The organism is Sphingobium xanthum, from assembly GCF_019737615.1.
GTDB lineage: Bacteria > Pseudomonadota > Alphaproteobacteria > Sphingomonadales > Sphingomonadaceae > Sphingobium > Sphingobium xanthum.
The window spans coordinates 152,633-179,403 of sequence record NZ_JAHKKS010000002.1 but is presented as its reverse complement, the minus strand read 5'-3'; the positions used below and the strand labels follow the sequence as shown (position 1 = coordinate 179,403).

Here is a 26,771-nt window from a genome sequence, read left to right as displayed (position 1 = left end):
GTTCAGGCATCGACCGTCACCGGTGCGTGCAGCAGGCGCCTGGCGAGGAACAGCCTGAACAGCAGGAACACGCTGCCCGATGCCGCGGCGAAGCCCGCGTGCATGAGCCAGAAGGCGGGCGTCGACATCGTCTCGTAGAAGCCGCCGACCCAGCCGACCATCGAATTGGCGCCGAAGAAGGCGAGATAATAGAGGCCGATCACGGTCGCGTTGATCTGCTGCGGGGCGAGGCGTGCGAACAGCGCGAGGCTGACCGGGAGCAGATGCGCGAAGCCGATCGAGTTCATGAAGTGGAACATGAACGGCCAGAACAGGCCGATCTTGCCGTCGCTCGCATCGGTCGAGGCGGCCATGAACAGGCAGAGCATGCCGGCGATCGAGAAGACCGAGCCGATGATCATCTTGGTGAGCTCGTCCGGCTCCTGCCAGCGCTTCGCATACCAGCGATAGAACAGCGCCACGATGGCGAGGAAGCTGACCGAGACGATGGCGTCGAGCGTCACGAGGAAGGATGTCGGCAAGCGGGTGCCGAAGAAATTGAGATCGAACTGCGCGTCGCCCCAGATGAGATAGACGTTGAAGATCTGATTGTTGGGCACGATCGCGACGGCCATAACGGGAATCAGCACGACCACGGCGACGAGCGCCAGCCAGTCCTGCCGAGTCATGACCGATTTGGGCCGGGCGGAGGCGTTTCCCTTGCCCTGCGGCGCGAAATGCTCGGCCGGAAGATATTTCTGCCCGGCGATATAGATGGCGAGGCCGATGAGCATGCCGACGCCAGCCGCGCCGAAGCCATAGTGCCAGCCGACCTTCTCGCCGAGCGTGCCGACGATCAGCGGCGAGGCGATCACGCCCGCATTGATGCCGAGATAGAAGATCTGGAAGGCGTCCGCGCGGCGCAGATCGTCCGGCTTGTAGAGCGCACCGACCTGGCTCGCGATATTGCCTTTGAACATGCCGCAGCCGAGCACCATGCAGAGCAGGGCGAAGAGGAAGCTCGCCTCGAAGGCCATCAGGAAATGGCCGAGCGCCATGGTGATCGCGCCGAGCAGCACGGTGCGGCGCTTGCCAAGCACGCGGTCGGCAATGAAGCCGCCGAGGATCGGGGTCAGATAGACGCTGGCCGCATAAGTGCCGAAAATGGCGGACGCGAGCGGCTGGCCATCGAGGCCGCGATAGAGTGGGAGGTTCCGGAAGGCTTCGAACGCGGCGATATTCTCGACCTGGCCGGGCAGCAGCAGATATTTGACCATGTAGAGGACGAGGAGCGTCTGCATCCCGTAATAGGAGAAGCGCTCCCAGGCTTCGGTGAAGGCGAGATAGCCGAGGCCCTTGGGATGGCCGAGAAAGGCGCGGTCGGCATGGTCGGGCAGGGTGAGCGACGGTGTCGCTTCGGCTGTGGTCATGGGCGGCTCCGTCGCGGTATTTCGATCGTTGCGGCGGTTAGATGCCTGATCGTCGGCAAAAGCAAGCGGCGCCTGCGATGATTGCGTGGGCGCGTAATTTTCTTTCGAAGGTTCGGAAAGTTCGGGGGTCGGCCCAAATTAAATTCGGCGGGATTTTTCATCTGGCGGCGCTTTAATCGAGGGAATCGATCAATGGCCATGCCATGGCGCGAGTCCTGTAGGACAGGGTTCAATGCGTGCGCAGACAAGTTTGGAATGACGGGTTGCGACGCCAAAGCCGACAAAAAAACTCTGTCAGCGCATGCCGCGGCGGCTCCAATAATATTGTTTAGCGCCGGACGAGACGGCTGTCTGGCTTCCGCCGCCGCATTGCTGAACCGACCAGAGCGAAACCGCCGATCATCATGACCCAACTCGCCGGTTCGGGCACGGCGGAGATGCGTTCGAAGCGAAGCGTGCCGACATGAGCATATCCATCAATAAAATGGAGATCTTCATAGCGGTCTTCCAAGTGATGGAAAATTCGCTCGTAGCTCGTGATCGAGGCGATCAGATAGTCAGTCGAGGCAATGGGCCTCGCGAGGGGCGCGCCAAGCTCCACCGTATCGAGCAAGGTGCCGTATTGAGGGATTTCCTCCTGCTTGCCGCCCGGATCATCTTCGAGAAAGAAGTTTGCTGCGATAAACTTTTCTCTGGTCACCGGGTCGCCCAGATCATCTCCTGTGCGCTCGGAGCTGTAGTCACTTGCCGCCACGCTCACATAATCGTCCGGCACGCCGGGGGGAGAATCATGACGCCATGCAAAAGCGAAATCTAGGCCGGGAACGTCGAACGTCACGATGCCGGGAATCGTGACGACGGCGCTGATAGGGCTGGAAGTTTCGAAATCGGCTCCGCCGCGCAGATAGACAAAGGTCGACGTCTTGCTCACAAAATAGCCTTTGCTGTCATCGATCCGCCACGCGATCTCAAAGGGCTTGCCGGCAAGGCTCTGCATCGGATCGTTAGGCGCAAGATGATAGCTGCCGAACCAGAAGGTTCCGCTGTAGCTGATCTGATAGATGGTCGCAGCGGCCGGTGCGGAGGCCGCAATCAGCATCTGCGCGACGATAGCTGCAATGCGTGAGAACGACATGATTTCTCTCCCACAAAGTCGCGTCGATCATATCACGCGCCGAGCCGATCGTCGATCCGGTCCGGATGCGGCAGACCCGCATCTCGCCCTCGCTTCGGCGAGAAATCGCCGGGCCGGCAACAGGGCGCGACGCCGAGAACGGCTGCTCCCCCCACGCCACTCCCGATGGTCCGGACCGCACGCCGTTATTGCCTTAGCTCCCCTCTTCAGAGGAGGGGCTTATGGCAGCTAGCCACCCCAACTCAGTCATTGTGGCCGCCGCCGAATTCGTCCGCGCCGCCTGGCGCAGTGCCGGGCCTTGCTTGCCAAGCCGGGGCCGGGGAGCCATAGGCCCGAGCGTCGAACAGCCGAAAGGCCTGCACCGTGCCGACGGCTTCCCGCCGCAACATCTATCTCATGCTCGTGCTCGTCATGCTGATCTGGTCCGGCAACAGCATCCTTGGGCGTGCCATGCGGATGGACGTGCCGCCCCTGACGATGGCGTTCCTGCGTTGGGGCGGTGCGGCGTTGATCGCGGTGCCGCTCGCGTGGCGGCACATTCGGGCGGACTGGGGTGCGATCCGGCAGGGGTGGCCGGTCATCCTGCTGCTCGGGATCGTCGGCGTGGGGTCCTTCAATGCCCTCATGTATTCGGGGCTTCAGTATACGACGGCGGCCAACAGCCTGCTGATCCAGGCAGGCGTTCCGGCGTTGGTGCTGCTGCTCGATTTCCTGCTGTTCCGCGTGATGCCGCGCTGGGCGCAGGTCGCGGGCTGCCTGCTCGCCTCGGCGGGCGTGCTCATCATCGTCTTCCGCGGCGATCCGGCGGCAATGGCGGTGCTGGCGTTCAATCGCGGCGATGCGCTGATGCTCTGCGCCGTGACGATGTGGTCATTCTATACCGTCCTGCTGCGCCTGCGCCCGCAGATCAGCGGCCTCAGCTTCCTCGCGCTCACGATCGTGATCGGTGCCGTTGTCACGGCGCCGTTCTCGGCGGTCGAACTGCAGACGAGGGACGTACATCTCAGCCTGTCGGTGATGGCTGGCTTGGCCTATCTGATCACCTTGCCGTCGATCGTGGGCTATTTCCTCTACAACAAGGCCGTCGATACGATCGGCGCGGGCGACGCCGGGCAAGTCACCAATCTCCAGCCGCTCTTTGGCGCGATCCTGGCGTCGCTGATCCTCGGCGAGCCGTTCGATCAGCATCATCTGATCGGCATGGCGCTGATCCTCGCAGGCATCGGGCTTCCCTTGATAGCGCGGCCCGGAGCGGCATGAAGGCGACGAAAGAAGGTGCAGATGGACCCGTTCGCCCGAGCTTGCCGAACGCTCGACCGGGCGCAGCGGGGGTCAGTGGGCGGGGCTTCGCCTTCGCTCAGCAAAGCCTTTCGACAAGCTCAGGGCGAACGGATTTGGGTATCCGACGGCGCGGCGGGCTAAACAAGACTGCCATCACTCGCTACACCGGTATCAATGACTGATTCCCCCGACGACGATCTCGGGCCGGGCTTCGACCTCGGCGAGCCGCCTGCACCCAAGGCCGCGCCTTCCGGGGCGAGCGGCTATCGCGTTCTGGCGCGCGCCTATCGGCCGCAGACCTTTGCCGAGCTGATCGGCCAGGAAGCGATGGTCCGCACGCTCGCCAACGCGATCAAGCGCGACCGGCTGCCGCATGCCTTCCTGATGACCGGCGTGCGCGGGGTCGGCAAAACGTCGACCGCGCGGCTGATCGCCAAGGCGCTCAACTGCATCGGCCCGGACGGGCAGGGTGGTCCGACCATCGATCCCTGCGGCGTGTGCGAGCCGTGTACGGCGATTGCGGAAGGGCGGCATATCGACGTGGTCGAGATGGACGCCGCCAGCCATACCGGCGTGGACGACGTGCGCGAGATCATCGAGGCGGTGCGTTATTCGACCGTCTCGGCGCGGTTCAAGATCTATATCATCGACGAAGTCCACATGCTGTCGCGCAATGCATTCAATGCCTTGCTCAAGACACTTGAGGAGCCGCCCGAGCATGTGAAATTCCTGTTCGCGACGACCGAGGTGAACAAGGTGCCGATCACGGTGCTTTCGCGCTGCCAGCGCTTCGACCTGCGGCGCATCCCGGTCGAGCTGCTCGTCGGCAATTTCCGCATGATTTGCGAGAAAGAAGGCGTCGACGTCGAGGAAGACGCGCTGCGCCTGATCGCGACGGCGGCGGAAGGCTCCGCGCGCGACGGGCAATCGATCCTCGATCAGGCGATCGCCCATGCCGCGACGGCGGAAGGGCGGCCGCATGTGAAGGCCGATCAGGTCCGCGAGATGCTGGGCCTCTCGGATCGGGGCGCGACGCGGCGGTTGTTCGATCATATATTGGACGGCGATTCTGCGGCGCTGCTGACAACGCTGGGCGAGCAGGAGTCGCTTGGTGTCGAGCCGTTGGCGACCGTCAATGCGCTGCTGGAGTTGATCCATGCCGTGACGACGGCCAAGGCCGGCCGCGGTGTCGGACTGGACCGCCATGCCGAGGCGGAGCGGCTCGCGATCGAAACCTGGATGGGGCAGCTCAGTTTCCCGGTGCTGCACCGTCTCTGGCAATTGCTGCTGAAGGGCCATGCCGAAGTGGCTGCGGCGGCGCGGCCGCACGCGGCCTGCGAAATGGCGCTGTTGCGGCTGATCCATGCCGCCTCCATGCCCGATCCGCTGGAACTGGCGCGGATGATCAAGGATGGGGTGCCGGCCGGGCAGGGTGGGCCGTCAGCAACAACTCCGGCGCCTGTTGCGCCGCCGGCGGGCGAAACGGCCGCGATGACCGCCGAGTCGGCCTCCACGTCGCCGTTTCCGGTGGATTTCGCGACGCTGGTGGCGGCGCTGATCGACCGTTTTCCCCGGCTTGGCGCGGAGATGCATGACTATGTGAGCCTGGTGCGCTATGCGCCGCCAGTGCTGGAGTTTCGCATCCTGCAGCCGCTCGATGCCGATTTCCCACGCCAGATCGCTGCTGCGCTCAAGGATCTGACGGGCGAGCCCTGGATGGTGAACTCGACCGACGCGCCCGGCGAACCGAGCCTGCGCGAGCAGCAGATGGCAGTGCGGAATGCGCGCATGGCGGCCTTGAGCGCCGAGCCCGTGGTGGCCGCAGCGCTGGAAGCTTTCCCGGGATCGCAACTTGTCGATCCCGATCAGGACCAGATTTGGAGTGAACGCAGATGAAGGATTTGAACGACATTCTCGGCATGGCGAGCCGCGTCCAGGAAGAGATGCAGAAGGCGCAGGCCGAGCTCGACAATGTCGAGGTCGAGGGCGTTGCCGGTGGCGGGCTGGTCAAGGTCCGTGCCAGCGCCAAGGGCCGGATCATCGGCCTCACCGTCGACGACAGCCTGATCGTGCCGGCAGACAAGGGCATGATGGAGGACCTGATCGTCGCGGCGTTCAACGACGCGCGGCTCAAGGCCGACGAGGCGGCGAGCGCGCAGATGAGCAAGATGGCGAGCGGCATTCCGCTGCCGCCGGGGTTCAAGCTGCCGTTCTGAGCAAGAGCGCTTTCATCTTCTGGTATTGTTTGCGCGTCAGGGCGCGTTGCACGGGGCGGTTCATGTTGCCGCGCCGCATCATTGAAAAGGGGCCGCCCGTGCCCGATATTGCGGGCAAGTCAGCGAGCGCCAGCCAGGCCGCCGCTGGAGATGTGGAGTGACAATGGAACTGGAACTGCCCCTTTTGCCGCTGCGGGACATCGTTGTGTTTCCGCAGATGATCGTCCCGCTGTTCGTCGGCCGGGACAAGAGCGTGACCGCGCTCGAAAAGGCGATGGCCGGGGACAAGGACATTTTTCTCGTCGCGCAGCTCGACCCGAGCGAGGACGATCCGGACCGCGACGCGCTCTATGACATGGGCGTGATCGCCAGCATCGTGCAGATGCTGAAGCTGCCGGACGGCAATGTGCGCGTGCTTGTCGAGGGCAAGCAGCGCGGCGCCCTGATCGCGCTCAACGCCGACGACGATCACATGATCGCGACCGTGCAGGCGCATGATGACGTCGAAGTCAGCGGCACCGAGGTCGAGGCGATGATGCGCTCGGTCGCCGACCAGTTCGAGAATTACGCCAAGCTCAACAAGAAGCTGCCGAGCGAGACCGCCGTGCAGCTGCGCGAGATCACCGAGGCCGGGCGCCTGTCCGACTTCGTCGCCGCCAATCTGGCGGTGAAGGTCTCGGACAAGCAGGCGCTGCTGGTCGAGGGCGATCCGCTGAAGCGCCTGGAGATGGTCTTCGCCTTCATGGAAGGCGAGCTCGGCGTGCTGCAGGTCGAGAAGAAGATTCGCGGCCGCGTGAAGCGGCAGATGGAGAAGACCCAGCGCGAATATTATCTGAACGAGCAGCTCAAGGCGATCCAGCGCGAGCTGGGCGGCGGCGAAGGCGAGGAAGGCGACGAGCTTTCCGAGCTGACCGACAAGATCAAGAAGCTCAAGCTCAGCAAGGAAGCGCGCGCCAAGGCGGATGCGGAGCTCAAGAAGCTGCGCGGCATGCAGCCCATGTCGGCCGAAGCGACCGTGGTGCGCAATTATCTCGATGCGCTGCTCGGGCTCCCTTGGGGCAAGAAGAGCAAGCTCAAGAAGGATCTTGTGAAGGCCCAGAACATTCTCGACGCGGACCATTTCGCGCTCGACAAGGTCAAGGACCGGATCGTCGAATATCTCGCCGTGCAGGCGCGCTCGGACAAGCTCAAGGGCCCGATCCTGTGCCTTGTCGGACCGCCGGGCGTCGGCAAGACCTCGCTTGGCCGGTCGATCGCGAAGGCGACGGGCCGTGAGTTCGTGCGCCAGTCGCTGGGTGGCGTGCGCGACGAAGCCGAAATCCGCGGCCATCGCCGCACCTACATCGGCTCGATGCCGGGCAAGATCGCGGCCAACCTCAAGAAGGCCGGGGCGATGAACCCGCTCATCCTGCTCGACGAGATCGACAAGCTCGGCCAGGATTTCCGAGGCGATCCGGCCTCGGCGCTGCTGGAAGTGCTCGATCCGGAGCAGAACAGCCGCTTCCAGGATCATTATCTGGAGATCGACCTCGATCTGTCGGACGTGATGTTCGTGACCACTGCGAACAGCCTGAACCTGCCGCAGGCGCTGCTCGACCGCATGGAGATCATCCGTCTGGAGGGCTATACCGAGGACGAGAAGGTCGAGATCGCCAAGCAGCATCTGATCGACAAGCAGATCGAGGCGCATGGCCTGAAGGACGGCGAGTTCGTCATCCAGGAAGAGGCGCTGCGCGATCTCATCCGCTATTATACCCGCGAAGCCGGCGTCCGCACGCTGGAGCGCGAGATTGCGCGCCTCGCCCGCAAGACGCTGCGCAAGATCCTCGAGGGGAAAGCGGAAAGCATCGTCGTTACGCCGGCCAATCTCGACGAGTTCGCAGGCGTGCGGAAGTTCCGTCACGGCATCTCCGAAGAGGAGAACCAGATCGGCGCGGTCACTGGCCTCGCCTGGACGGAAGTGGGCGGCGAACTGCTCACCATCGAATCCGTGACGGTGCCTGGCAAGGGCCTCATCAAGACGACCGGCAAGCTCGGCGAAGTGATGAACGAGTCGGTGCAGGCGGCCTTCTCCTATGTGAAGGCGCGCGCCCCGGCCTATGGCATCAAGCCGAGCATCTTCAACCGCAAGGACATCCACATCCACTTGCCCGAGGGGGCGGTGCCCAAGGATGGTCCGAGCGCCGGCATCGGCATGGTGACCTCGATCGTCTCGACGCTGACGGGCATCGCCATCCACAAGGATGTCGCGATGACGGGCGAAGTGACATTGCGGGGGCGCGTCCTGCCGATCGGTGGTCTCAAGGAGAAGCTGCTGGCGGCGCTGCGCGGCGGTATCAAGACAGTGCTGATCCCGCAGGAGAATGAGAAGGACCTCGCCGAGATCCCGGCCAACATCAAGGAAGGGCTGGAGATCATCCCGGTCAGCCATGTCGACCAGGTTCTGGCGCGGGCGCTCGTCTCCCCGCTGACCGCGATCGACTGGTCGGAAGAGGACGATCTGGCCGCTCAGCCGCCCAGTGGACTCGTCTCGGACACGGACCTCTCGGTTCGTCATTAAGTTTCGCCCGAAAACGGGTCGAATCGGTGCGACTCGGTCCGGTTTCGGCGAAAATCCGGCCCGAAGCGCCAAGCGACCGTAAAATCGGACGAAAACGGCAGATTTCGACGACGAACCGCGCAAATCTCTTTGACTCATAGGGCGAATAGCGCCTTTATGCGCGCCTTCGTCGCTCGATTCCCAACCCACAAACCAATTCCTAGAAGGGGGTTCCCAAGGCATGAACAAGCAGGATCTCATCAGTTCGGTCGCGGACCAGAGCGGCCTTACCAAGGCTGATGCCGGCAAGGCTGTTGAGGCTGTTTTCGACGCGATCACTGCGTCCCTGAAGAAGGGCGATGAAGTGCGTCTCGTCGGTTTCGGCACTTTCTCCGTTTCGAAGCGCAAGGCTTCGACTGGCCGCAATCCCCGTACGGGCGAAACGATGGCCATCAAGGCTTCCAGCCAGCCCAAGTTCAAGGCTGGCAAGGGCCTCAAGGACTCGGTCAACTAAGTTGATCTCAGGCACTCCGGTCTTCGATCGGGGTGTCGGCTTCTCGAAGCCGGGCGCATGCTCGCGACGTCATGCGCTTTCTCGAAAGGCCGGGCCTCATGCCCGGCCTTTTCCTTTGAGCCGGGCCGCCTCCGCCCTTGACGCTGGCCCCGTCCGCACACTATGGCCCGCCTCTCGATGCGCCTTCGGGTGCTGTGGCGACCGTAGCTCAGTTGGTTAGAGCGCTGGTTTGTGGTACCAGAGGTCGCGGGTTCGGATCCCGTCGGTCGCCCCATTTTCATCATAGTGTCGGCGCAGTAGAGCCGTTCCGGTTCTAGTCGAGCCGAAACAACTCTAGGTTTTTGTTGTCCGTGATTTCCGAGCCGGCAGGTGTATCCACCTGCCTCGAAATCACTCCAGAGTGCGGATTGCCTGTCAGTCCGGCGCGCGATGCCTGACGAGGATTGACTCATGATGTGGTCCCATCCGGACTTCGACCAGCACGAAGCCGTTCATTACTTCACCGACGCTGCCAGCGGGCTGCGCGCGATCATTGCGATCCACTCCACCCACAGAGGCCCGTCGAGCGGCGGCGTGCGCTACTGGCATTACGCGCGGGACGAGGATGCGCTGACCGATGCGCTGCGCCTCTCGCGCGGCATGAGCTTCAAGAATGCCATGGCGGGTCTGCCGGTCGGCGGCGGCAAGGGGGTCATCCTCTCCGACGGCACGCCCAAGACGCGGGCGCAGCTCCTTGCCTTCGGTGACGCGATCGAGGCAGTGCAGGGCCGCTATGTGACGGCGGAAGATGTCGGCATGAGCGAGGCCGACATGTCGACGATTGCCGAGCGCACGCGCCATGTCTCCGGTCTGCCGGTGGCGAGCGGGCAGGCGGGCGGCGATCCCGGCCCGGTGACGGCGCGCGGCGTCTATCTCGGCGTCAAGGCAGCGGTGAAGGAAGCGTTGGGCAAGGACAGCGTGGCCGGCGTGCATATCGCCATTCAGGGCGTCGGCAGCGTTGGGGGCGGCCTGGCGCGCTATCTGGCGGCGGACGGTGCGCAGCTGACGCTGGCGGACGTGCATGCCGACAAGGCGGCGGCGCTGGCGAGCGAGCTTGGCGCGCAGGTGGCGAGCACGGACGAGATCATGACGATCCCGGCGGACCTGTTCAGCCCCAATGCGCTGGGCGCGATCCTCACCGAGCGCTCGATTCCGACGCTGGCGGCGGGCATTGTGGCCGGTGGGGCGAACAACCAGCTGGCGACGGCTGCGGATGCACAGCGCGTCCATGCCCGCGGCATCCTCTATGCGCCGGATTATGTGATCAACGCGGGCGGGATCATCAACGTCGCGTCCGAATATTTCCAGCTTGGCGATCGCGATGCGGTCGATGCGCGGGTGAACCAGATTCCCGAGCGGCTGCGCAGCATCTGGGCTGAGAGCAAGACCAGCGGGCGGCCGGCGGCGGATGTGGCCGACGATATGGCAAGAGCGCTGATCGGGCGTTAGGTCGCATCGCCATTCGTCCCATGCCGGGCTGCAAATGGCGGTTCCGTGCGCTTCCGGTGCTCACGTACTTAAGTACGCTGCGCTCCGGGTCGCCCGAAACCACCATTTTCGCCTCGACCTGAACCAAATGGCGATACAACCTAAAGTGCCATTAACCGTCGTCCCGGCGAACGCTGGATGACGGTAAGGGCTGGGGATGCCGAGAGGGGGCTGGCGTGGTGACAGCTCTGCCGACGCCTCCTATAGCTCCTGCATGGCAGATGCACGCGACACGGGGCTGGTCCTCGATCCCAAGTATGACCGCGACGGGCTGATCACGGCCGTCGCCAGCGATGTCGAGACCGGCGAACTGCTGATGCTGGCGCACATGAATGCGCTGGCGCTGGCGGCGACGGTCGAGACGGAGCGGGCGCATTTCTGGTCGCGCAGCAGGGGCAAGCTGTGGCGCAAGGGCGAAGAGAGCTGCAACGAGCTGCATGTCGTCGATATCCGCATCGATTGCGATCAGGACGCGATCTGGCTGCTGGTGAAGCCGGTCGGCCCGGCCTGCCACACCGGTCGGCGCAGTTGCTTCTACCGCCGGGTGACCAGGGACGGACTGGTGCCGGTCGACGAAAGCGACGCGGGGCTGGCGTGACCGAAGGAACGGCGTTGCGCGCGGCGCTGCTTGGCTCGTTATTTTGGCTGGCGGCTTGCAGCAGCGACTCGAACAGCGATGACACATCACCCATGAGCCCGGCAGCGGCCGAGTTGGATGCGCTGGCGCTGGAGACGGGGGCCTTGCCCGATCGCGAGCAGACCGACCCGTCGGGGCGCTACGGGCGGCGCTACGAAGGTGGCAGCGACAGCCTCTGCATCATTCCGGACGGCAGCGCGCGGGGTCGCTATCGCTTCGGCGCGGAGACGCGGATCGGGCAGGACGAATATTGCCGGGGCACAGGTCGCGCCAAGATGTCAGCCGACAAGCTGCTGTTGCGCTTCGAGGGGCAGGGCAAGGATTGCATGATCGTGGCGCGCTATGAAGGCGATGCGATCGTGATGCCCGGCGGGCTCGATCTCGCCTGCGCGTCGCTCTGCTCCAGCAGGGGAAGTTTCGCTGGCGTCAGCTTTCCCCGGATCGACCATGACGTAGCGGCGGCGCGGCAGACGACCGACCGGGACAAGCGTGCGTTGTGCCGTTGACGTAAACGTAAGTCTGCGCTAGGTGCGCTTCATGTCTAAGCCCCAGATGATCGCTGGCATTCCCCAGCCCGAGCGCGATGGCCGGGAAGAGTTCAGCATTTCCGACCTGTGCGAGGAATTCGGCGTTACGCCGCGCGCGCTGCGCTTCTACGAAGACGAGCAGCTCATCGCGCCGCGCCGCCAGGGCCTTGCCCGCATCTACAGTCACCGCGACCGTGCCCGGCTCGCCTGGATCCTGCGCGGCAAGCGCGTGGGATTCAGCCTTGCAGACATTCGCGACATGATCGACCTCTACGATGCCGGCGATGGACGGCGCACCCAGCGCGAGTTCACGATTGCCAAATGCAACGAGCGGATCGCACTTTTGAAGAGTCAGCGGCAGGATATCGACGAGGCGATCGATGAGCTCAACAGCTTCATCACGCTCGTCGAAGAGAATCAGCGCGAAAAGGTCAGCTGATTCCGGCGCCGTTCGGCGTCCATGATCGATCAGGCCAGGCGCTGGTGATCCCGGCGCCGGGCACCAAAGGAGAGGCCAATGCCCAGCTATACCGCCCCCGTCGCAGACACGTTGTTCGTCCTCAACGAGATTGTCGGTCTCGATCGCCTGGCGAACATACCGGGCTTCACATCGGCTTCGGGCGATATCGTGGCGGCAGTGCTGGAAGAAGGGGGCAAGTTCGCGCGCGAAGTGCTGCACCCGCTGAACGCCGTGGGCGACCAGATCGGCTGCAAGCGCAATGACGATGGCACCGTGACCGTGCCGCCGGGCTTCAAGGAAGCCTTCGATCAATATGTGGCGGGCGGCTGGACCACGCTGCATGCGCCGGAGGAATTTGGCGGGCAGGGCCTGCCAATGGTGCTGGCGCTGTCGGTCGAGGAATATTTCACCTCGGCCAATCACGCCTTCAACATGTATCACGGGCTGACTGGCGCGGCCGTCTCTGCGATCCTCGCCAAGGGCGACGATGCGCTGAAGCAGAAATATGTGCCCAAGATGGTCTCGGGCGAGTGGACCGGCACGATGAACCTGACCGAGCCGCACAGCGGCACGGACCTCGGCCTCATCAAGAGCAAGGCCGAGCCGCAGGCGGACGGCAGCTACAAGATCAGCGGCACGAAGATCTTCATCTCGGCCGGCGAGCATTCGATGTCCGAGAACATCATCCACCTCGTGCTGGCCAAGACGCCGGGCGCTCCGGCGGGCTCGCGCGGCATCTCGCTGTTCCTCGTGCCCAAATATTTCGTCGGCGACGACGGGTCGATCGGCGCACACAACGCGGTTTCCTGCGGCTCGATCGAGCACAAGATGGGCATTCACGGCAACGCGACCTGCGTCATGAACTATGACGGCGCGACCGGCTGGATGGTCGGCGAGGAGCATAAGGGCCTCGCCGCGATGTTCATCATGATGAACCATGCGCGCCTAGGCGTCGGCCTGCAGGGCCTTGCGCAGGCGGAGCTCGCCTATCAGCAGGCAGTGCATTACGCGATGGAGCGCCGCCAGGGCCGCGCGCTGACCGGCCCGGCCGAGCCGGATGCGGCGGCCGACACGCTGTTCGTCCACCCGGACATTCGCCGCATGCTGATGGAAGGCAAGGCGATCACCGAAGGGCTGCGCGCGCTCTGCATCTGGGGCGCCTTGCAGGTCGATCTGGTGACCCTGGCGCCGACCGAGGAAGAGCGGCAGGCGGCGGACGATCTCATCTCGCTGCTCACGCCCGTCATAAAGGGCTATGGCACGGATCGCGGCTTCGACGTGACCGTGATGGCGCAGCAAGTGTTCGGCGGCCATGGCTATATCTGGGAGACCGGCGTGGAGCAGGCGGTGCGCGATGCGCGCATTGCGATGATCTATGAAGGCGCGAACGGCGTGCAGGCGATGGACCTGGTCGGCCGCAAGTTGCCGGCCAATGGCGGCCGCGCGATCCAGGCCTTCTTCAAGCTGATCGCCGAGGAAGTGGCGCTGGGCAAGGCCGAGCCGGCCACCGCGAGCGTGGCCGAAGCGCTGGAGAAGGCCAATCAGCAGCTCCAGGCCGCGACGATGTGGCTGATGCAGAACGCGATGACCAATCCGAACAACGCCGGTGCGGCGTCCTATGCCTATATGCACATCATGGGCATCGTCGCGGTCGGCATGATGTGGCTGCGCATGGCGCGTGCGGCGCAGGTCCAGCTCAATGCGGGCGTGGGCAACAAGGCCTATCTGGAAGCCAAGCTGGTGACCGCGCGCTTCTTCGCAGAGCGGATGATGCCGGATGCGGGCGCGCTGCGCCGCAAGATCGAGGGCGGCGCCGAAGTGCTGATGGCGCTGCCGCCCGAGGCGTTTCTGACGGCGGCTTGATCCGGCGGATCAGGGTGCCCCGGGCGCTGCCGTTCCGGTGGCCGGCGCTGCAGGCTTCTGAAGTCTGATCACTTCGATCTGACGCGGCGCCGGAAGTTGCAGGCCGGGACGCGAGTCCGCGGCCGGCTTGTTGCCTTCGGGCAGGCGCGCGGCTGCCCTCTCGTCAGCAGCGAGGCGCGGGGCGGCTTCGACCGGAATGCGCCGCGCCATGCACTGAACACGCGGCGCGGTCGGGAATTCCTCGCAATTGTAGAGCATGCGCTCGAAGCCGCTCTCCTTCACCCGCATATAGGAGAAGGACATGGACGAGAGGCTGGCATCCGCGACCGGGAAGGCCCTCGGCGCCGCGCCGGGGTTCGTCCAGGCGAGCAGGCGGCATTGCGTGCGACCGGCGCAGATGCGCGCGGCCGCCTCGGCATAGCGTGCCGGATCGCCGCCCTTGTCGAGCTTCATGATGAACCCGTTGCCGCCCGGCTCGATCGCCGCCAGCGTGCCGGGGCCGATGCGCTTGCCGATGAGATCGGGACCGATGGTGAGCATTGGCATCTTGCTGTCGTCCAGCAGACCGGGAAGACCGCCGAGGCCGGCGAGCAGGGCATCGGTCTCGAGATTCTTGTGCGCCGGAGAGATGAGCGCGAGCTTGGCGATGGCCGGCTCCTCCGTGATGGCGAAGCCGCGCGAGAAGGCGGGCGGGGTGCCCCACCAGCCCTGCCAGCGGAAGAACAGATGGGTGTCGACGGCCGCGACCTTGTCGAGCGACTTGCTCCAGTAAGGCATGACCCAGTCGGTGTGATAATGGGTGCTGTAGCCGACCGGCGCATAGACATCGCCCACGAGCATGCGACTGGCGAGGAAGCGCGCACGCTCCCAGGCGGCGGCGGAAGGCTGGCGCGCCATCGCGCCATCGCAGGTGAAGGTGAACTGGCAGCCGGTCGAGCGCTCCTGGCCCTGGAAGACGACGCCGCAGACGGTCTTGGGGAAAGCCGGGTGACGCAGGCGATTGAGCACGACCTGGCCGACGGCGCGCTCACCGGTCGGATCGTCGCCCGCCTCGTAGATCATGGCCGCGGCGAGACAATCGGTCGCGCGGTCACGGGCGACGGCATCGCCACTGAACACGAAGGGACGCGCGGCCGGGTTCGGTGCGGTCGAGAACGGAATATCGGCATTGAGCTTGCGCGCCTCGTCGGGCTTGGACGCATCGAGCACGAGCGGTTCGACGACGGGAACCGGGGTTTCCGGCCTGACACCGCCGTTCGCGGCAATCTCCGCCTGGAGGCGAGCGTTTTCCTCCGACTTGCGGATAAAGCCGATCGACGAAAAGCTCAGCGCCGCGACGGCACCCAGCACGACGACGGCCGCAATCCACAGCCTGGCCCGTGTCGGCCGTTCCGCAATCATGCCTTGGCTCGCCATGCTCTTTCCCGGTCAGAGGGGCGCTATGTGTGCGCAAGGGCCATAACACAAGATGAACGCGGCGAATTGGGCCTATTGCGCGCGGGAAAGTCTCGTTTCGAGAAACATCGGACGGTTTTGTGGCGGGCGGGCATGCGCGCCGCGGTTCATGCCCGCCCCGTGATGCGCGATCCGCTAGGCTTCGGGCAGGAAGTCCGGCACCGAGAGATAGCGCTCGCCGGTGTCGTAGTTGAAGCCGAGCACGCGGCTGCCGGCGGGAAGCTCGGCCAGCTTCTGGGCGATGGCGGCAAGCGTGGCGCCCGAGGAAATGCCGATCAGCAGGCCCTCTTCGCGCGCGGCGCGGCGGGCATATTCCTTGGCGTCGTTGGGATCGACCTGGATCACGCCATCAAGCAGCGCGGTGTGCAGGTTGGCCGGAATGAAGCCGGCGCCGATGCCCTGGATCGGGTGCGGGCCGGGGGCGCCGCCGCTGATGACCGGCGAAAGCGTCGGCTCGACGGCGAAGACCTTGAGGCCCGGCCACTTGGCCTTGAGCACCTGCGCGCAGCCGGTGATGTGACCGCCCGTGCCGACGCCGGTGATGAGCGCATCGAGCGGCGCGTCGGCGAAATCGGCGGCGATTTCCTCGGCCGTGGTCCTGACGTGAACGTCGATATTGGCCGGGTTCTCGAACTGCTGCGGCATCCAGGCGCCGGGCGTGGAGGCGACGATCTCGAGACCGCGCTCGATGGCGCCCTTCATGCCCTTCTCGCGCGGGGTGAGGTCGAAGGTGGCGCCATAGGCCAGCATCAGGCGGCGACGCTCCAGACTCATGCTCTCCGGCATGACCAGCACCAGCTTGTAGCCCTTCACCGCGGCGACCATGGCGAGGCCGATACCGGTGTTGCCCGACGTCGGCTCGACGATCGTGCCGCCGGGCTTGAGGCTGCCGTCCTTCTCCGCCGCCTCGATCATGGCGAGGGCGATGCGGTCCTTGATCGAGCCGCCGGGATTGGCGCGTTCGGACTTCACCCAGACCTCGGCATCGCCGAACAGGCGCCCGAGGCGGATGTGCGGCGTGCCGCCGATTGTGTCGAGAATGGAAGAGACTTTCATGACAGGCCTCCGTCTTTTGATCCGGGTTCAATGAAAATTGAATCGATAGAGATTGCAAGCGCGCCCGCGTCAGCTTGGTTCCGCTTTTGGCCGTTCTCCGCCCTGAAGGGAAGGGACGATCGCGAGATTCGGCGGATCGAAGGTGCGGGCATTGCGCAGTTCCGGGAACAGGCGCGACCACCAGAGCGTGATGACGATCGCGCCGACCCCGCCGAAGATGACGGCGGCAACAGGGCCGATCAGCGCGGCGAGGAAACCCGATTCCGCTTCGCCCAGTTCGTTGGAGGCGGAGACTGTCATCATCGCGACGCTGGAAACGCGGCCGCGCATCTCGTCCGGCGTGTGAATCTGGATCAGCGACTGGCGGACGAACACGGAGAACATGTCGGCGCTGCCCCAGACTGCCATGGAGAAGAGCGCGACGAGGATTGCCGTTTGCTGCGGCATGAAGGCGGTGAGGCCGAACAGGATCGTCGCGCCGCCGAAGATGCCGACCGAGACCAGCATCTTGACGCCGACATTGTGTCGCAGCGGCTTGAACGAGAACCAGAGCGCGGTTAGCCCCGCGCCGACGCCGGGGGCGGCGGCGAGATGGCCGAGGCCCGCCGATCCGACATGCAGCACGTCGCGGGCGTAGACAGGTAGGAGCGCGGTGGTACCGGCAAGCAACACGGCGAACAGATCGAGCGTGATCGTACTCAGCACCAGACGATTGGTCCGCACATAGCTGAAGCCATCGATCACCTGACGGATCGGGTGGCGGTCTCGTTGCGGGGGCGACTGCGGCACCTTGCCGATGAGGATCATACCGATGACCGCAGCCAGAAAGAGAACTGCGCTGACGGCATAGGCGTAATGCGACTGGACCGCATAGGCATAGCCCGCGATCGCCGGACCAACGATGCCCCCGGTCTGCCAGAACATGCTGCTGAGCGCGATGGCGCGGGGCAGGAGATGCCTGGGCACGATATTGGGCGCGAGCGAGCTCAGAGCGGCGCCCTGAAAGGCGCGGCACAGGCCGAGGACAGCCGCGATGCAGAAGATCAGCGGGATATTGATCCAGCCCTCATAGCTCGACACGGCCAGCACTAGCGCGCAGCCGAGCAAGAGGATGAGCGTCACGGTCGCGATGCGGGTTCGTTGGAAATTGTCGGCGGCAAGGCCCGAGAAAGGCGTCATGACGAACAGGACGACGAACTGGATAAGGCCGATCAGGCCGAGTTGCGCCGCCGATTGCGCAGGCCCCATGGTGAGGCGCGCGATATTGTAGGTCTGCCAGGCGATGATCAACGTCATGCCGGTGGAGCCGACGATCGTGAACAGCCGAACCAGGAGATAGGCCCGGAAGGCGCCGACCTGCAGCGGATGCGTGAGGGCCTGTTCCGCGGCTGCGCTCTCGGACTCGCGGGGCGGATGGCTGGCCATGGCACGCTCCCTAGGCCCAGCGAACATACCCGCGCAACGGCGCAAAGCTTGATGGGACTAAAGTTTTTCCGATCCGACTATACCATTCCGGTTGGCTGAGATGGCGGCTGGACAAGCCCAGCCCGTCCGGTCAGTCTGCCCGCCATTCGCAAGATCAGGAGTCCCTCATGACCCGCAATCGACTGTTCGCCACGGCGCTCTCCCCGCTGCTGGCGCTCGCCATGCTGGGCGGCTGCGCGCAGACCGCCATCGAGCGGGAGGCCGCTGCGGCTGACGCGGCCGAACCGAAGCGCTCCGACTGGGCCGCGTTTCGCGACAGCTTTCTGGAAGCCTATTTCCAGCATGATCCCGCCTTCGCGATCTATCAGGGGCGGCATGATTTCGACGGGCAGATGCCGGACTGGAGCGAGGCCGGGCTGAAGGCGTTTGCGACATTCCTGTCGGAATCGGTCGCCAAGGCGCAGGGCATGAGCGGGCTCAGCAAGCAGGAGGCGTTCGAGCGCGACTATCTGCTCGCGGTCGCGCGGGGCAAGCTGTTCTGGCTGACCGACGCGGATCAGCCGCATCGCAACCCGGCTTATTATGTCGGCGGCGGGCTCGATCCCAATGTCTATGTCGCGCGCAACTATGCCGATGCGCCGACGCGGATGAAGGCACTGATCGCCTTCCTCAAGAAGGTGCCCGGTCGGGCCGCGCAGATCCGCGCCAATCTGCGCATGCCGATGCCGCTCAGCTTCATCAATTACGGCAAGGCTGGGTTCCAGGGCTTTGCGGACTATTATGTCGGCGATGCCAAGGCAGCGTTTGCGTCGGTCAACGACCCTGTGCTCCAGGCCGAGTTCGACACGGCGGCCGGTGCTGCCTTGCGATCGATGAAGGAACTGGCCGACTGGCTGGAGGCCAATCGCGCGACGGCGACGCAGGATTATGCGCTGGGCGCCGAGCGCTTTTCGCGCATGCTGGCGGCGACCGAGATGGTCGACACGCCGCTCGCGCAGTTGGAAGCGATCGGCGAGGCGGACCTCAAGCGCAATCAGGAGGCTCTGAAGGCCGCCTGCGCGACCTTCGCGCCCGGCAAAAGCATCCCCGACTGCATGGCCAAGATGGAAAGCGACAAGTCGCCGGACGGGCCGGTCGCCGAAGCGCGGCGGCAAATCCCGGTGCTGCGGGCCTTCGTCGTGCAGCAGGATCTCGTGACCATACCGGGGACGGAGGAAGCGCTGGTCGAGGAAAGTCCGCCCTATAACCGGCAGAACAGCGCCTATATCGACCCGCCGGGGCCGTATGAGAAGGGCATCCCCTCGGTCTATTACATTTCGCCGCCCGATCCGTCCTGGTCCAAGGAGGTGCAGGACGGGTTCGTGCCGGCGAAGAAGGATCTGCTCTTCACCTCGGTGCATGAGGTGATGCCGGGGCATTTCCTCCAGTTCCTGCATGCCAACCGGTCGCCGTCGATCTTCGGGCGGGTCTATGTCGGCTATGCCTTCGCGGAGGGCTGGGCGCATTATACCGAGGAGATGATGTGGGAAGCGGGCCTGAACGCGGGCGACGCCGAGACGCATATCGGGCAGATCTCCAACGCGCTGCTGCGCGATTGCCGCTTCCTCTCGGCGATCCGCCTGCACAGCGGGCGGATGACGCAGGCGCAGTCCGAAGAGCTGTTCCGCACGCAATGCTATCAGGGCGAGGGTACGGCCAGGCAGCAGGCGGCGCGCGGCACCTATGACCCGGCCTATCTCAACTACACGCTCGGCAAGCTGATGATCCGCAAGCTGCGCGCGGACTGGACGGCGAGCCGGGGCGGGCGAACCGCGTGGAAGCCGTTCCACGATCAGTTCCTGAGCTTCGGCGGGCCGCCGATCCCGCTGGTGCGTCAGCAGATGATGGGAAGCGCGAAGGCGGAGTCCGCTTTCTGAAGACAAAAAATGGCCCGGCAGGAACCCACGCTCCGCCGGGCCAAGTTATGATGAGCACTGGTAAGGCCAGCGCCCTTCGGGTCGCACGGCCTGACTAGTGCGGGAAGGTTAACAAAGGCTGAAAGTTCCCGCGCTTTTGCGACTTAGTATACAATACTCATGATAATTTGTTCGGCGCGGCGTTTCCCGCGCTCGCTGAGCGGAGTCCAATGTTTTCAGGCTGCTGAGAGGTCGAGGTCTTCTATGGAGGACAGGATGGCCGCGATCGCTTCGCGCTCCTCGACGGCCAGTTCGGGGCGCCAGATCTCGAACAGCAGGACCACGCGGAGCGCCTCGCCGCGGTTCCAGGCTTCATGCTCCACGCTGTCGTCGAAGATGATGAGCTTGCCGGGCTCCCAGTCGCGTTGCGCAGAGCCGCAGCGGAAGCCGCAGCCCGGCGGGACCAGCAGCGGCAGGTGGCAGATCAGCCGGGTGTTGAGCATGCCGTTGTGCGGCTGAATGTGCGTGCCGGGGCGCAGGATCGACCAGATCGCGGTCGGCCCGCGGCCGGGGATACGGCACAGATCGGGCAGGGTCAGCGCCTGCATCGTTGCCGGACAGCGCGCGGCATGATCGGCGACCGGCTCCCCGGACTGGAGGAAATAATAGGAGCTCCAGCTTGGGTCGTCGCGCAGTGGATTGTTAGGCGGCGGGCGATCGGCGCGGGTCGTCACATAAGGCGCGAACTCGACATGATCGGCGAGCGCCGCGTCCAGTTCTTCCTGAAGGGCGGGTGTTGTGGCCTCCAGCGCGGGCACCCAGTCGAATTCTTCGCGCTCGTAGAAGTAGCGCTGGGGCAGGCCGGGGAAATAGAACATGCTCGGCTGCTGGAGATAGAGGCTGGTACGGCCGAACAGCAGATCGAGCGCGAGCGCGACGCGGGGCGAGGAGCGGGCGATATCGGCGGGGATGCGCTGCGCGAGCTGGGCCGTGAAGGCGTCGCTATTGTCCGCGATATGCTTCTGCGCGCGTTCCAGCACGGGGCGCAGATTGTCCGGCGCACCGGTGACGCCGGCTTGCGCGATCGCGGCCCGGAAATAGCTGGTGGCGGCGCGCCGATCGCCCAGCTTCTGCTGCGCCTCGCCCATGGCGAGCAGGGCCTGGAGATGGCGCGGCTCGCGCGCGAGCAGGGTGGCCAAGGCTGCGATCTCGCCATCCGTATCACCGCTGCGGGCGCAGGCATGGGCCAGGAGTAGCGGCGGCGGATCGGGCATGGCGGCCAGCATTGCCCGCGCATCGGCGAGTCTGCCGGCACGCAGCGCTTCCACGATCGTGCGCTCATCGGGTTGGATCGAAGCCATTGCCCGATGCTTATGCTGCACTGCGCGGCGGGATCAAGCCGTGTGGAGTCGGTTGCGCGGTTTTGAGGGGTTTGGAGTGGTCGGGTGGCGGTTCGGTGCCCAATTCACCTCTTATGGCCATTTCGGTGCCGTTTTGTCAGCACCGGGTGCATCGCGTTATGGCAGTTTTCCGGGCTTTCCGTCCGCAAACTTCTCCATCTTCCCGCATATCGCGCATGGTGAAACGCGAAAGTCCTGCTCCGGGTCAGCAGAACTGGCGGATTTTCGTGGTTTTTCACGGGGTCAAAGAGAGGCGTGCTAGGTAAGCGCCTCATAAGTTATCTTCGCATGGGGGAGTGGCTGTAGGACAGGGGCAAGTTGCAGAGCTACAGAAGCGGAATGTCCGAACACGAGGACATTGAAGACATCGGTTGAGGTGTAGGTCCGGCCGAAGTCACGGCTGCCATTCATAGTGATTATCGAATTCTTCTTCGCCAACCAGCGCGAAGTCGCAGCGGCGATAGAACTGGTTCGCCGGGCTTCCTTTGAGTGCCGTTAGCCGAACGGGGAGTGGAAGGCGGCGCGCATCCTGCTGAACAGCCGAGATGATGCCCCTACCGAAGCCGCGCCCTTGATAAGAGTCGGCAACGTAGAGGTGATCTAGGAAGAGCGCTTCAGCCTCGCAACGAACTACGTAGAAGCCCACCAGATCGCTCCCAAAATGGAGAACGATCGTGTTCTTCGGCACGAAGCCTACGAGAAAGCGCGCTCTGGCGCGGCGAGGATCAAACCTTCCGATAGCTTCCAAGCTTGGACGCATCGTTGCGACGCGGAGATCCGCAAGTCTGTCGGCGTCCTCGATTGTGGCCAATGAAATGATTAATCCATGCATGGTGTTTCAGTGCTTTCCCAACATCATCTTTCATGGCCATTTCCCGCAAAATCCACGATACGGCCGAGCAAACTTGGGAGGAGGCCATGGAACGGATCGTCATATTTGGAAATACGTCGGGCGGTAAGTCAACCTTGGCACGACGGCTGGCCAAGACCAGAAATCTGCCGCATATCGAGATTGACCGGCTCTACTGGCAGCCGGGTTGGACGATCACTCCCAAAGAAATCTATGAGCGCAAACATGCCGAGATCATCGCAGGATCGCATTGGGTTATCGATGGCGGCGGCGACTTAACCACGACGCGCGCACGCGCCGAGCGGGCAACTCAAATCGTTCTAATCGACATGCCCGTCTGGGTTCATTTCTGGTTGGCGGCGGAACGCCAGATAGCCTGGGCTCAGGGCACGTTGGAGCATCCACCTGCGGGCATCGGTGACGTGCCGCCGACCAAGCGGCTATTCGAGATTATCTGGGAAGTAAGCGAAAACTGGATGCCGGTCCTTCGCTCCATATGTGACGAGTGCGATGCTCAAGGAAAGGCCGTCATCCGCCTCCACTCGCTGGAGGCAATCGATGCATTTGCCGGTCACACGTCGTGACCGCACCCCACCCCATCGTTGCCATTCTGGTCCGTCCGCCCCCCAAAAAAAATTGCCGCCATTCGATTTCATCAGCGCTCGCCCAGCCAATCGGTTGTGATCTCGCCCTTATGCCCCTCCGGCGCCAGCGCGGCGCGCAGGGCTTCCAGCAGAGGCGGTAGCGCCTGCGTGAAGGCGTAGGGCGGGTTGACGATATAGAGGCCCGCGCCGTTGTAGATGCCGGGCTGATCGCGATCGTACAGCCAATGCTCGACCGTCAGAAATTTCGGGATGCCGAGCTTGCGCAACTGCGCCTTCCACCGCGAATGCGTGGCGCGCTCCTTCAGCGGATACCAGATCACCGTCACGCCATGCGCCCATTTGCGGTGCGCAGCGGCGAGGGTGGCGGTGATGCGCGCGCGTTCGTCCGGCTGCTCGTAGGGCGGATCGACCACCACCACGCCGCGCGCGGTGCGGGTCGCCAGCATTGCCAGCCAAAACTCATAGGCGTCGCGCTCATGCACGGCGGCGGATGTGCCGCGCATGGCGCCGCGCAGGGCATGGGCGTCTTCGGGATGCTTTTCGTTCAGGATCAGCAAATCCTGCGGACGCAGAAGCTGCGCCAGAATCTGCGGCGAGCCGGGGTAGAGGCGAGGCTCCTCCCCGACGTTCACTGCTTGCACGGCGGCGCGGTAGTCGTCCAGCAAGGGGGCCGGGTCGGCAAAGACCCGCAGCACGCCTTGCGCGGCCTCGCCGGTGCGTTGGGCCTCCTCGCCGCCAAGGTCGTACAGCCCGCAGCCAGCATGGGTGTCGATCAGGGTCAGCGCGCCCTCTTTGTGCTGCAAGGCCCGCACGAGGGCGATCAGCAGGCTGTGCTTCACGACATCGGCGCTATTGCCGGCATGGAAGGAATGGCGATAATTCATTGTTATTTAAAATCCTGACGATCTGTCTTCACACGAACTGCTCGACGCGGAAGCCGAGCACGAGGCGATAGAAGCAACCAATCCGGTGCTCGTATAGAGTGGCGCGGAAACCTTCAAAGCACTTCGGCGCGCGGCCTCAAGCTAAGGCGCAATCGTCACGAAGCTGTCGAGTACACGCTTGGTACCGGCTTGCTCGAAATCGATCTCCAGCTTGTTGCCTTCGATTTCGGTGACGAGGCCGTAGCCGAACTTCTGGTGGAAGACGCGCATGCCGATGGCGAGGTCGTCGCGGCCCTTGTTGCCGAGGCTGACGGCGCTTTGGCGGGCTTCGACGATGCGGGTCGGCTCGCGCACGAACCCGCCGCTGCTCTGGGCGCGCTGCCAGCCGGGGCCGCGGCCGGAACCGCGCGCGACATTGGCGAAGGGGTCGTCCCGTTCCGACCAGTTGGCGCGCCAGAGGCTGGCGCCGCCGGTCATGGTGGTTTCTTCCTCGATCGTTTCCTTGGGGATTTCGCCGACGAAGCGCGAGGGGATGGAACTGGTCCACTGGCCGTAGACGCGGCGATTGGCGGCGTGGAAGATGTAGCAGCGGCGGCGCGCGCGGGTGATCGCGACATAAGCGAGGCGGCGCTCTTCCTCCAATGACGCCAGCCCGCCTTCGTCCAGTGCGCGCTGCGAGGGGAAGAGGCCATCTTCCCAGCCGGCGAGGAACACGGTGTCGAACTCCAGTCCTTTTGCAGCGTGGATGGTCATGATCGTGACCTTGGCCTCGTCGGCCTGCGCGTCATTGTCCATGACGAGGCTGACATGCTCCAGGAAGGCGCCGAGCGTCTCATACTCCTCCATGGCGCGAGTGAGCTCCTGGAGGTTTTCGAGGCGCCCGGAGGCTTCGGCCGTCCGCTCGGCCTGAAGCGCGGTGGTGTAGCCGCTTTCGTCGAGGATCTGCCGGGCCAGCTCGGCATGCGACATGGTCGTGGCGAGATCGCGCCAGCGCTTGAGATCGCTCACGAAGCGGCCGAGCGCCTTGCGCGCGGCGCCGGTCAGCTCGTCGGTCTCGATCAGCCCGGCGGCGGCGAGCATCAGCGGCACGCCTTCCGCGCGGGCGAGGCGGTGGATCTTCTCGACCGCCTTGTCGCCAAGGCCGCGCTTGGGGACATTGACGATGCGCTCGAAGGCGAGATCGTCCGAGGGCTGGTTGACGAGGCGCAGATAGGCCAGCGCATCGCGGATTTCGGCGCGCTCATAGAAGCGGAAGCCGCCGACGATGCGATAGGGCATGCCGATCTGGATGAAGCGGTCTTCGAACTCGCGGGTCTGGAAGGAGGCGCGCACGAGGATGGCCACCTGATCGGCGCGGATGCCTTGGCGCTCCAGTCCCTCGATTTCCTCGCCGACGCGGCGGGCTTCCTCCGGCCCGTCCCAGACGCCGATGATGCGGACCTTCTCGCCCTCGGCTTCCTCGGTCCACAGCGTCTTGCCGAGGCGGCCTCCATTTTGCGCGATCACGCCGGAGGCAGCGGCGAGAATCTGCGGGGTCGAGCGGTAATTCTGCTCCAGCCGGATGATCGTCGCGCCAGGGAAATCCCGCTCGAAGCGCAGGATGTTCGCCACTTCAGCGCCGCGCCAGCTGTAGATGCTCTGATCGTCGTCGCCCACACAGCAGATGTTCTTGCGCGCCTGCGCGAGCAGCCGCAGCCAGAGATATTGGCTGGTGTTGGTGTCCTGATACTCGTCCACCATGATGTAGCGGAAGCGCTGCTGATATTGCTCCAGCACCTCACGCTCGGTCTTGAGCAAAGTGAGGTTGTGCATGAGCAGGTCGCCGAAATCGCAGGCGTTGAGATCGCGCAGGCGCTGCTGATATTGCGCGTAGATCTCGGCGCCCTTGCCATGGGCGAAGGCTTCGCTCTCGCCGGCGTCGATCTCGGCGGGCGTCAGGCCCTTGTTCTTCCACTTGTCGATGAGGGCGGCGAGGGTGCGGCTGGTCCAGCGCTTCTCGTCGATGCCGGCGGCCTGGATGATCTGCTTCATCAGGCGGAGCTGATCGTCGGTATCGAGGATCGTGAAATTGCTCTGCAGGCCGACGAGTTCGGCATGGCGGCGGAGCATGCGCGCGCCGATGCTGTGGAAGGTGCCGAGCCAGGGCATGCCCTCGACCGCGTCGCCGATCATCCGCCCGACGCGCTCGCGCATTTCGCGCGCCGCCTTGTTGGTGAAGGTGACCGAGAGGATCTCGGACGGATAGGCGCGGCGGGTCGCCACGAGATGGGCGAGGCGCGCGGTGAGGGCGGCGGTCTTGCCCGTGCCGGCGCCCGCCAGCACCAGCACGGGGCCTTCCGTGGTCAGCACGGCCTCGCGCTGCGGAGGATTGAGGCCCTTCAGATAGGGTGGATCGTTCGGTGAAGGCGCGGGGAGTGTCATCTTACGTGAACAGCTAGGGAACAGAATGAGTCGGGGCAAGAGGCGCGCCATATGCCGTTACGCAGGCAGGGCGCCGCGCGGGCGAGCCGGATCGTGGAACTGTGATCATGAGTGGACGTTTCCATGGCCGGGGGTTGAGACCGAATAGGAAGGATGACCGACATGCGTATCCCCATTTTGCTGAGCTGCCTTGGCGCATCGGCGCTGGCTCTGGCCGCGCATGCGCAGGAAACGCAGGCCCCACCGCCCGCGGATCAGCCGATGACCCAGACGCCGCCAGCGCCGAGCGACATGCCAGCGCCGGTCGATAACGGCACGGCCGTTCCACCCGCGACCAGCCCGGCGCCCGACGCCAGCACGCCGCCGCCCCCGCCTCCGCCGCCCTCGGCCTATAATGCCGCGCCGACCGCGGCGCCGCCGGCTGCCGGGCCGCCGCAGGTCGTGATGGGGCCGCCGCAGCCAATGGTACAGGCGACGCCCGCGCCGCCGGCGGAATATCCCGTCTGCTCGCGCGAGGTGAAGGATGCGTGCCGCAATCCGGGCGAGGGCGGCAAGTCGCCGAGCTGATTTAGCTTGAGAGAGGAGAGGGCGACCGGTCGTCCTCTCCGTCTTCGCGTCACCCCAGCGAACGCTGGGGTCTCAAGCGAGCGCAGCCACATCTCCAATTCAGGA

The 26,771-nt window shown here is 64.6% G+C and carries 22 protein-coding genes and 1 tRNA gene; 14 read left to right on the top strand and 9 right to left on the bottom strand.

Annotated elements, in window-relative coordinates:
• Positions 1–2: 2 nt before the first annotated feature.
• Positions 3–1,409 carry a peptide MFS transporter gene (locus tag KM135_RS03995; RefSeq protein WP_221712685.1) on the bottom strand — a complete coding sequence of 469 codons (1,407 nt, stop codon included), beginning with the start codon at positions 1,407–1,409 and terminating at the stop codon, positions 3–5.
• 328 nt (positions 1,410–1,737) lie between these two features.
• A complete protein-coding gene (locus KM135_RS03990) occupies positions 1,738–2,544 on the bottom strand; it encodes a PEPxxWA-CTERM sorting domain-containing protein (RefSeq protein WP_246605734.1) in 807 nt (268 codons plus the stop codon).
• 363 nt (positions 2,545–2,907) lie between these two features.
• Between KM135_RS03990 and KM135_RS03985 the strand changes: the two genes are divergently transcribed.
• The 11 genes from KM135_RS03985 to KM135_RS03935 all read left to right on the top strand — a co-directional run bounded on the left by KM135_RS03985 (position 2,908) and on the right by KM135_RS03935 (position 14,108).
• On the top strand, positions 2,908–3,804 hold the full coding sequence (locus KM135_RS03985; RefSeq protein ID WP_343228143.1) for a DMT family transporter: 897 nt from the start codon (positions 2,908–2,910) through the stop codon (positions 3,802–3,804).
• A gap of 195 nt (positions 3,805–3,999) precedes the next feature.
• Positions 4,000–5,721, top strand: a complete 1,722-nt coding sequence (locus KM135_RS03980; protein ID WP_221712684.1) for a DNA polymerase III subunit gamma/tau — start codon at positions 4,000–4,002, stop codon at positions 5,719–5,721.
• Positions 5,718–6,041, top strand: coding sequence for a YbaB/EbfC family nucleoid-associated protein (locus tag KM135_RS03975; protein WP_221712683.1), 324 nt, complete (start codon positions 5,718–5,720; stop codon positions 6,039–6,041). The genes KM135_RS03980 and KM135_RS03975 overlap by 4 nt, the downstream gene beginning before the upstream one ends.
• Positions 6,042–6,204: 163 nt before the next feature.
• Positions 6,205–8,601, top strand: a complete 2,397-nt coding sequence (lon, locus tag KM135_RS03970; RefSeq protein ID WP_221712682.1) for an endopeptidase La — start codon at positions 6,205–6,207, stop codon at positions 8,599–8,601.
• Between the two features lie 220 nt (positions 8,602–8,821).
• Positions 8,822–9,094 (top strand): HU family DNA-binding protein, encoded by a 273-nt coding sequence (locus KM135_RS03965; protein WP_221712681.1) that lies wholly within the window; start codon positions 8,822–8,824, stop codon positions 9,092–9,094.
• Between the two features lie 197 nt (positions 9,095–9,291).
• Positions 9,292–9,368, top strand: a tRNA-His gene (locus KM135_RS03960).
• A gap of 176 nt (positions 9,369–9,544) precedes the next feature.
• Entirely contained in the window at positions 9,545–10,582 is a 1,038-nt protein-coding gene (locus tag KM135_RS03955) for a Leu/Phe/Val dehydrogenase (protein WP_221712680.1), read from the top strand.
• A 253-nt stretch (positions 10,583–10,835) separates the two neighbouring features.
• Positions 10,836–11,219, top strand: coding sequence for a phosphoribosyl-AMP cyclohydrolase (gene hisI / locus KM135_RS03950; RefSeq protein ID WP_221712679.1), 384 nt, complete (start codon positions 10,836–10,838; stop codon positions 11,217–11,219).
• Positions 11,220–11,311: 92 nt separating this feature from the next.
• The gene (locus tag KM135_RS03945; RefSeq protein WP_221712678.1) at positions 11,312–11,764 is read left to right on the top strand and encodes a hypothetical protein; all 453 of its coding nucleotides are present in this window, start codon (positions 11,312–11,314) and stop codon (positions 11,762–11,764) included.
• Positions 11,765–11,795: 31 nt separating this feature from the next.
• Positions 11,796–12,224, top strand: a complete 429-nt coding sequence (locus KM135_RS03940) for a MerR family transcriptional regulator (protein WP_221712677.1) — start codon at positions 11,796–11,798, stop codon at positions 12,222–12,224.
• 78 nt (positions 12,225–12,302) lie between these two features.
• Positions 12,303–14,108 carry an acyl-CoA dehydrogenase C-terminal domain-containing protein gene (locus KM135_RS03935; protein WP_221712676.1) on the top strand — a complete coding sequence of 602 codons (1,806 nt, stop codon included), beginning with the start codon at positions 12,303–12,305 and terminating at the stop codon, positions 14,106–14,108.
• 9 nt (positions 14,109–14,117) lie between these two features.
• On the opposite strand, the gene KM135_RS03930 is transcribed toward KM135_RS03935, so the two are convergent.
• The 3 genes from KM135_RS03930 to KM135_RS03920 form a co-directional block, all read right to left on the bottom strand.
• Positions 14,118–15,524, bottom strand: a complete 1,407-nt coding sequence (locus KM135_RS03930) for a cell wall hydrolase (protein WP_221712675.1) — start codon at positions 15,522–15,524, stop codon at positions 14,118–14,120.
• A 174-nt stretch (positions 15,525–15,698) separates the two neighbouring features.
• Entirely contained in the window at positions 15,699–16,619 is a 921-nt protein-coding gene (cysK, locus tag KM135_RS03925; RefSeq protein WP_221712674.1) for a cysteine synthase A, read from the bottom strand.
• A gap of 69 nt (positions 16,620–16,688) precedes the next feature.
• Positions 16,689–18,044, bottom strand: coding sequence for an MFS transporter (locus KM135_RS03920; protein ID WP_221712673.1), 1,356 nt, complete (start codon positions 18,042–18,044; stop codon positions 16,689–16,691).
• 167 nt (positions 18,045–18,211) lie between these two features.
• Between KM135_RS03920 and KM135_RS03915 the strand changes: the two genes are divergently transcribed.
• Positions 18,212–19,960 carry a DUF885 domain-containing protein gene (locus KM135_RS03915; protein WP_246605733.1) on the top strand — a complete coding sequence of 583 codons (1,749 nt, stop codon included), beginning with the start codon at positions 18,212–18,214 and terminating at the stop codon, positions 19,958–19,960.
• Between the two features lie 215 nt (positions 19,961–20,175).
• On the opposite strand, the gene KM135_RS03910 is transcribed toward KM135_RS03915, so the two are convergent.
• The gene (locus KM135_RS03910; protein ID WP_221712672.1) at positions 20,176–21,300 is read right to left on the bottom strand and encodes an aspartyl/asparaginyl beta-hydroxylase domain-containing protein; all 1,125 of its coding nucleotides are present in this window, start codon (positions 21,298–21,300) and stop codon (positions 20,176–20,178) included.
• Between the two features lie 433 nt (positions 21,301–21,733).
• On the bottom strand, positions 21,734–22,087 hold the full coding sequence (locus KM135_RS03905) for a GNAT family N-acetyltransferase (RefSeq protein WP_221712671.1): 354 nt from the start codon (positions 22,085–22,087) through the stop codon (positions 21,734–21,736).
• A gap of 116 nt (positions 22,088–22,203) precedes the next feature.
• On the opposite strand from KM135_RS03905, the gene KM135_RS03900 reads away from it, so the two are divergent.
• Positions 22,204–22,773: a P-loop NTPase family protein gene (locus tag KM135_RS03900; RefSeq protein WP_221712670.1), complete on the top strand. Its 570-nt coding sequence runs from the start codon at positions 22,204–22,206 to the stop codon at positions 22,771–22,773.
• Positions 22,774–22,844: 71 nt separating this feature from the next.
• Here KM135_RS03900 and KM135_RS03895 read toward each other — a convergent pair whose 3' ends face one another.
• Together KM135_RS03895 and KM135_RS03890 are read right to left on the bottom strand one after the other, a co-directional pair.
• Positions 22,845–23,678, bottom strand: a complete 834-nt coding sequence (locus tag KM135_RS03895; protein ID WP_221712669.1) for a 23S rRNA (adenine(2030)-N(6))-methyltransferase RlmJ — start codon at positions 23,676–23,678, stop codon at positions 22,845–22,847.
• Between the two features lie 141 nt (positions 23,679–23,819).
• A complete protein-coding gene (locus KM135_RS03890) occupies positions 23,820–26,099 on the bottom strand; it encodes an ATP-dependent helicase (RefSeq protein WP_221712668.1) in 2,280 nt (759 codons plus the stop codon).
• 162 nt (positions 26,100–26,261) lie between these two features.
• On the opposite strand from KM135_RS03890, the gene KM135_RS03885 reads away from it, so the two are divergent.
• Positions 26,262–26,666, top strand: coding sequence for a hypothetical protein (locus KM135_RS03885; RefSeq protein WP_221712667.1), 405 nt, complete (start codon positions 26,262–26,264; stop codon positions 26,664–26,666).
• The last annotated feature ends 105 nt before the right edge of the window (positions 26,667–26,771 follow it).